The sequence below is a fragment of the uncultured Olegusella sp. genome (genome assembly GCF_947253395.1).
GTDB lineage: Bacteria > Actinomycetota > Coriobacteriia > Coriobacteriales > Atopobiaceae > Olegusella.
This window is the reverse complement of sequence record NZ_CAMXYY010000081.1, coordinates 1-6,718: the sequence shown is the minus strand read 5'-3', so window position 1 is coordinate 6,718 and position 6,718 is coordinate 1. Positions and strand designations below refer to the sequence as shown.

7 protein-coding genes are annotated in these 6,718 nt (G+C 47.2%); all 7 read right to left on the bottom strand.

What is annotated here, in order from left to right; translation table 11 throughout:
- On the bottom strand, window positions 1-1,388 hold a 1,388-nt coding region (locus Q0X25_RS06570; protein ID WP_298580244.1), incomplete at its 3' end, for an ATP-binding protein.
- Complete coding sequence (locus tag Q0X25_RS06565; RefSeq protein ID WP_298580241.1) at window positions 1,388-2,083, bottom strand: response regulator transcription factor; 696 nt, start codon at window positions 2,081-2,083, stop codon at window positions 1,388-1,390. The genes Q0X25_RS06570 and Q0X25_RS06565, both read right to left, overlap by 1 nt.
- Window positions 2,084-2,170: 87 nt before the next feature.
- Entirely contained in the window at window positions 2,171-2,890 is a 720-nt protein-coding gene (locus Q0X25_RS06560; protein WP_298580238.1) for a phosphate uptake regulator PhoU, read from the bottom strand.
- Window positions 2,890-3,627, bottom strand: a complete 738-nt coding sequence (pstB, locus tag Q0X25_RS06555; protein WP_298580235.1) for a phosphate ABC transporter ATP-binding protein PstB — start codon at window positions 3,625-3,627, stop codon at window positions 2,890-2,892. Before pstB ends, Q0X25_RS06560 begins: the two co-directional genes overlap by 1 nt.
- 44 nt (window positions 3,628-3,671) lie before the next feature.
- Window positions 3,672-4,451 (bottom strand): phosphate ABC transporter ATP-binding protein, encoded by a 780-nt coding sequence (locus Q0X25_RS06550; RefSeq protein WP_298580232.1) that lies wholly within the window; start codon window positions 4,449-4,451, stop codon window positions 3,672-3,674.
- 8 nt (window positions 4,452-4,459) lie between these two features.
- The gene (pstA, locus tag Q0X25_RS06545; RefSeq protein WP_298580229.1) at window positions 4,460-5,413 is read right to left on the bottom strand and encodes a phosphate ABC transporter permease PstA; all 954 of its coding nucleotides are present in this window, start codon (window positions 5,411-5,413) and stop codon (window positions 4,460-4,462) included.
- Window positions 5,406-6,404 carry a phosphate ABC transporter permease subunit PstC gene (pstC, locus tag Q0X25_RS06540; RefSeq protein ID WP_298580227.1) on the bottom strand — a complete coding sequence of 333 codons (999 nt, stop codon included), beginning with the start codon at window positions 6,402-6,404 and terminating at the stop codon, window positions 5,406-5,408. Before pstC ends, pstA begins: the two co-directional genes overlap by 8 nt.
- Between the last annotated feature and the right edge of the window lie 314 nt (window positions 6,405-6,718).

Here is a 6,718-nt window from a genome sequence, read left to right as displayed (position 1 = left end):
CCGTGATGGACTGCAGAAGCATGCTTTACAATCGCAAGACCTAAACCAGTACCGCCTGTTTCACGGGCACGGCTCGTATCTACGCGATAGAATCGAGCAAAAATCTTTTGCGTATCCTCAGCAGGAATGCCAATACCCGTATCTGCAACCGTGATAAACGGGACAGCCTGAGCGTCGCTATTCTGATTTTCGCTTACATCAGGCTGTGCAACACCACAAGAAACTGATACAGATCCTTCCGGGCGGTTATAGCGAATCGCATTTGCTATAAGGTTATTTATCAGCTCATCTAATAAGCGGGGATATCCTTGGATAATAACGCTGGAACCCTTGAGGGAAAGGCTCACGCCCTTGCTCTCGGCAGAGGCTTCTAGACGCACCAACACATCAGCAGCAATGGAATACAAATCGCAAGGTTCAGCGGTTCCCAGCAGTGACAAATCTCCCGAACGTTCGCTTTCATCAAGTCTTGACAGGGTGAGAATATCGTTTACCAGCACAAGCAAGCGATCTGCATCTCCACGAATACGATGAGCAAAACCTGGGATATCCTCAGGAGGCACCAAGCCACTTTCAACAAGCTCTGCTGCACCAGAAATCGATGCGATAGGTGTCTTGAGTTCATGTGTGACATTTGAACTGTACTGCTGCCGAATCTCTGCTGCTTCGCGTAGCTCTTGGAGCTGCTGATGAATTTCATCTTGCTGTTCGCTCAGCCTTTGAGTCAAAGGCTCAAGCTCTCGATAGGGTGATCTGGCTTTCAAATCTCCCAAATCCATAGCAAGGACAGGCCTCATAAGCCAACGTGAAAAAAAGCGGGCGGCGACAATGCAAGCAACGGCAAGTGCCGCAAACACTATCCCCAAAGGAACAATATCTTGGGTCAAAAATCGAGAGGCATTCGCTTCGTCTTCGGCAAGGCGCACAACACGCCCATCACGCATGCGCTTGGCATGATAAAGACTGACATAACCTGCGGTGTCACTTGCTCGCTCAGAACTCGCAAAGCCCTGCTTTAGAGCCTGAGCGACTTCTGGTCTATCAGCATGATTGGGTAAATCTGCAGCATTAAATTTGTTGTCATAAAGCACCGTGCCATCAGCTGCAATGAGCGTGACGCGCGCGCCACCCAAATCTAATCCTGAAAGCAGACGGGTTTCTTCATCAATAAGTTCTGTTTTGCTTTCAGCTGACTGCAATTTTTTAAGCAAATCATCTTGTTCTTCGAGGGTAGAGACTACCAATCCACAGCTACGCTCAAGATCTGCATGACCATCATTGATAAATGACTCATAGAACACAAAGGCACTTACGGTAGCAGCCAAAACTACCGCCATCAGCGAAGTTACAAGAAGCACCGCATATATTCTATGAAACAAACTCTTCACTAATCCAGCTTTCTTGCAGTATCGCAAAGGCGGTATCCCACCCCACGCATAGTCTCAATAAGACCTGATTGTGCCCCCAGTTTGGCGCGGATCTGCTGTACGTGCACATCTACCGTACGGCTTCCTCCGTCAAAATCCCAGCCCCATACACGTCTCATCAGTTCTTCTCGCGAAAAAACAACCCCTGGATCATGCGCAAGAAAGGACAGCAAATCAAACTCTCGCATCGTTAAATCAAGGTGCTTACCTGCAACTTGTGCATCTCTTCTAGAAGGAAAAACCACCAAGGGCCCGACTTCAATTTTTTCATCTAACTGCTCATGAGAGCTACTGCGGACACGCCGCAATAACGCCCGTACACGACTTACCATCTCAAGCATTCCAAATGGCTTGGTGAGATAGTCATCAGCGCCCATATCAAGAGCTCTGACTGTATCTAACTCTGTATCTTTTGCCGTCAACATCATTACGGCTACATGAGACATACCTGCGGTTTGCCGAATACGATGCAAAATACTTAGCCCATCAGAGCCAGGTAACATTATGTCCAGCAAAACAACATCGGGAACACGCTGAGCACAGGCACGACGAAATGAAATATCATCGAGAAAGCCTTCGGCTTCGATGCCGGATTGTTTCAGAGCATAAATAGTGAGTTCGCGGATGTTCTTGTCATCTTCAACGTAATAGACCATTATTCACAACCATCCATCCGTAAAACTCTTACCATCTATGTGCTCTTAGCATCCTGCCATCTGCACACTATGACAACGAGTATCTATCTACCCGCGCAGCGTAGAATCAGCACCTTTGCCCTCATCTTCAAAAAGAATATCAGTTACTTGTCCTAAACCCGTACGACGCCTGCCAGTCGCTCTAAATATTGCCCAAGAGGCAATGCGCTTTGCGTGGTCTCCGATACGCTCAAAGTATTTGGCAATCATCAACAGCTCGGGTAGATAACTTGCTGATGAGGTTTTTGAACGAATAAGTTCAACGATATCGTGCTCGCACTGAGCATACAGTTCGTTGATCTGTTGATCTGCGGCGATGACTGACTCTGCAACAGCAACATCCGATGCTTGAAAGGCATCAACTGCTGATACCACCATATGCGAGGTAAGTTCTGCCATATTCTCTATAGGTTCAGCGATGCAAGCGGCAATGTTACTTGGCATCTCGTGCACTAAAAATGCAATATCTCGACTCATTGAATCGACGCGTGAAATGTCGGACACCACGCGAAAACTCGCAGTAACAAAACGCAGGTCATCACCAATAAGCGGCTGCTGGAGAAGCAGTACATCCAAACAGCTACTCTCAATGTCACTCCTCAGTTTTTCTCCTTTTTTCGCAGCAGCCAAAATCATTTCGCTCGCTTCGCTATCACCACAAAAGGCCTCGTTGGTAAGCCTAATGTTTTTTGCCGTCAGGTTCGTATAGCTGGAGAGGAGCTGCAAAATTTGATCGAGTTGCTCGGTAAGAACAGTACGAGTAATCATTAGCTAAACCTTCCTGAGAGATACTCTTGTGTGCGGTGGTGCTGCGGGTTGGCAAAAAGTTCTCGTGTGGTAGACATTTCTATAAGCTCGCCTAGATAGAAAAAAGCCGTATTGTCAGCAACGCGAGTTGCTTGCTGCATATTGTGGGTAACTACAACGACAGTATGATCCCCCGCCAATTTGAGCATAAGCTCCTCAATCACTGCAGTAGAAAGAGGATCGAGAGCAGACGTTGGCTCATCCATCAAAATAATGTCTGGATCGGTTGCCAGTGCTCGAGCGATGCACAAACGCTGTTGCTGCCCGCCAGACAGGCCAAGGCCATTTTGATTGAGCTTATCTTTTACTTCATCCCAAAGGGCGGCCTCAGAAAGCGCTTTTTCGCAGATTTCATCACCTTCCGAACGGCTGAGATGGCGAGCACGTGCAGGACCATACAAGACATTTTCACGAACCGAAAAAGGAAACGGATTGGGCTTTTGAAAAACCATGCCTACCTGGGTGCGCAGATACAGTGCGTCCATCGCAAAGATGTCCTGCTCCCCCATTTTCATGCTTCCCTCAATTTTGATGCCCTCAACAAAATCACTCATACGATTGAAACAGCGCAGAAGCGTTGATTTGCCACAGCCGGAAGGTCCAATAAATGCCATGATTTTGTGTTTAGGAATATCAAGGCTGATATGCTTGAGCGCTTGAAAAGCCCCCTGGTCATACCACAAATTAAAATCCCTCATCTGTATTGCACTAGACGCTGAGGAATCTGTATGTATCGCAGACATTAGCCAAACCTTCCTGTCAGATAATCCACAAGCCGCTGATCGGAAGGATCCGAGAAAATCTGTTTTGTCGTTCCGGTTTCGACCATATCGCCCAAATAGAAAAAGGCAGTACGGTCAGAAATACGCGTTGCTTGTTCCATATTGTGTGTCACAATTGCGGCGCAAATTCCCGAGTCGGCAATTTGACGAATAGATTCCTCTACAACAAACGTACTGATGGGATCGAGAGCAGAACACGGCTCATCAAACAAGATCACATCTGGTTTCATGGCAAGCGTACGGGCAATACAAAGACGCTGCTGCTGGCCACCCGAAAGGGCATAAGCGGAGCGTCCTAACTTGTCTTTTACCTCATCCCAAAGCGCTGCTTGACGAAGACTTTTTTCTACAAGTTCATCTGCGTCACTATGGTTGGCTATCAAGCCATGACGGCGCGGAGCAAACAAGATATTGTCCCTAATTGATTTGTGAAATGGCGTAGGCTGTTGGAAAACCATGCCAATAGAACGACGAAGCTGAAATACATCTTCGCTTGGTGTATTAATGTTGCGACCGTGATAGAAAATTTCTCCGCCAATTTTACAACAGGGAATTTCTCGATTCATTAGATTGAGTGCCCGCAAAAAAGTTGATTTTCCGCAGCCAGACGGCCCAATGAGCGCGGTTACTTCCTGAGCGGAAAACTTGAGCGAAGTCGCATGCAAAGCCTCATGAGTCCAGTCATAGGTGACCGTAACATCACGAGTTTCTAAGAGCGCTTTGGATTGTTTTTCATTCATGGGTGTCTTCATTCACCAGTGGATTTTCGTACAAGCAAACGACCAATGAGGCGTGCTGCAATATTAAAGAAGAGAATACAAATAAGAAGAACTGCTGCTGTGCCCCACGCAATTTGATCGTTACCTGGTGTAGGCTCCATACGCAATTTGTAAATATGCACAGCAAGAGTTTCTGCTTGTCTAAATATATTCCAAGGATTGCGCAAAGAGGCCAGATTGGCACTGTGAAAGTTAAGCATGGCAGGTGCCGCTCCAGAAGTAAAAATCAAAGCCGCCGCCTCACCAAACACTCGACCAGCACTAATTACCACACCCGTCACAATCGCTGGCATTGCCGTTGGAAGCAGCACATGGCAGGTAGTCTCCCAACGCGTCAGCCCCATAGCAAGGCTAGCATCACGCTGTACCGTGGGCACTGCTTCGAGAGCTTGCTGGATGACACGAACTAGGATAGGAATGTTAAACATCGTAAGAGCAAGTGCGCCAGAAAGTATCGATACGCCCCAGCCGCAATACGCAACAAAGAAAATCGAGCCAAACATGCCAACCACGATTGAGGGAAGGCTTGAGAGCGCCTCGATTGCTGTTTTTACGACAAAGGTCAGCCTGTTGTTTGGAGCGTATTCGACTAAAAAGATTGCTGCACCCAAAGAAATGGGAAGTGAAATAATAAGCGTCCAAAGCAACATATAAAATGAGTCAAAAAGCTCAAAGGAGATACCCGGATTTACTCGATCGAGTGGTGAGTTGGTAAGAAAACCTGGGCGAAGCACTACAGGGATACCCTGCACAACAATGTAGATGACAATACCAGCAAGCAACGCCAGAACAAACGCAACAATTGCGGTAAGTATGGCTGTCGCGAAGCGATCCTGACGAGCTACACGTTGAACATGTACTGAGCTTGTAGCTGAGGTCGCATCCATTCGTTTTTCTGGATTGGGAAGAGAGCTGTTATCCATGCTTGACCTTGCCCTTCTTCTCAATTAAATGAATAAGCAAAATGAAGAACAACGACATTGCTAAAAGCAACATGCCAAGTGACCACAATGCGTGATAAGGCACCGAGCCTGTCGTGGCATTTGCAAAACCTGACGTTAACGCTGTGGTAAGGGTTGCCGCTGGACTAAAGAGCGAGGTTGGCATTGCACGCTCAACGCCACCGATGACAAATTGCACAGCAAGAGTCTCGCCAAATGCACGGGTCATTCCCATAATGACCGCTGTCATAATTCCAGGAATTGCGCTGCGCAACACAACATGACGTACTGTCTGCCAACGTGTGCATCCAAGTGCATACGAACCTTCACGATAGGCAAGCGGCACGGCTGCCAATGCATCAATAGTCAAGGTAGTGACGGTAGGTAATATCATGACTGCCAAAACGATTGCACCAGATAAAATACCGGCGCCTGTACCTGCCCGTTCTCCAAATAACATGCGCATGCTTGAATTGACTACGGAAAGGCCCAACAAGCCATACACAACCGATGGGATACCCACGAGTAGCTCTACCAAGGGCTGAAATACCTTGCGACCAAAGCTTGGCTGGATTTCAACGACAAAAATTGCTGAACCTATAGCAATCGGTAGGGTAAAGAGCGTTGACAGCAAAGTAACCGAAAAAGAGCCCACAATAAGAGAGGCAGCACCAAAATACCCCTTATCGATTATCCAGTGAGCACTTGTGAGGAAGGTGACAAAATCAACTCCATCATGCAAGAAAGTCATAAGTCCTTGACTAAATACCATGATGATGAGAGCAAACATGACAAGGGTTACAAGAGCAACGCAAAAACTCGTTAGGCCAAGGCCTATCCGCTCAAGCTTACGTTTTGAAAGACGATGCCCAACTGCAGCAGTAGTGCAGGCGCCCCTTTGCTGGGAAGAGGCGCTGCCCATATCTACTATATTGGCGCAGTCTTTTTGTATGACTTTAGGCTGCACTGACATTGCCCTTTGCGTCCTTCTTTACTTGCATAGAGGTAATAGGAATAAAGCCTTCAGACTCTACGAGACTACCCTGTACCTCGTCCGAAAGAACGTAGTCAATAAAGGCTTGGGTCGTTGCGTCAACATCAGTTGAACAATAGAGATGCTCATAAGCCCAAATACCAAAGTCTCCTGAGCAGACATTCTCATTTGTGGGCTTGTTGCCATCAACAGCTAAAGACTTGAATTTGCTGTCATCAAAATATGAGAAGGCAAGGTAGGAAATAGAACCTGTCTCTTATACACATCTGACGCTGCCGACGAAACCTTATGGG

What these genes read in the sequence shown, in the direction of transcription:
- Q0X25_RS06565 (WP_298580241.1), bottom strand. Translation starts at nt 2,083, where the DNA reads ATGGTCTATTACGTTGAAGATGACAAGAACATCCGCGAACTCACTATT.
- Q0X25_RS06560 (WP_298580238.1), bottom strand. Translation starts at nt 2,890, where the DNA reads ATGATTACTCGTACTGTTCTTACCGAGCAACTCGATCAAATTTTGCAG.
- pstB (WP_298580235.1), bottom strand. Translation starts at nt 3,627, where the DNA reads ATGAGGGATTTTAATTTGTGGTATGACCAGGGGGCTTTTCAAGCGCTC.
- Q0X25_RS06550 (WP_298580232.1), bottom strand. Translation starts at nt 4,451, where the DNA reads ATGAATGAAAAACAATCCAAAGCGCTCTTAGAAACTCGTGATGTTACG.
- pstA (WP_298580229.1), bottom strand. Translation starts at nt 5,413, where the DNA reads ATGGATAACAGCTCTCTTCCCAATCCAGAAAAACGAATGGATGCGACC.
- pstC (WP_298580227.1), bottom strand. Translation starts at nt 6,404, where the DNA reads ATGTCAGTGCAGCCTAAAGTCATACAAAAAGACTGCGCCAATATAGTA.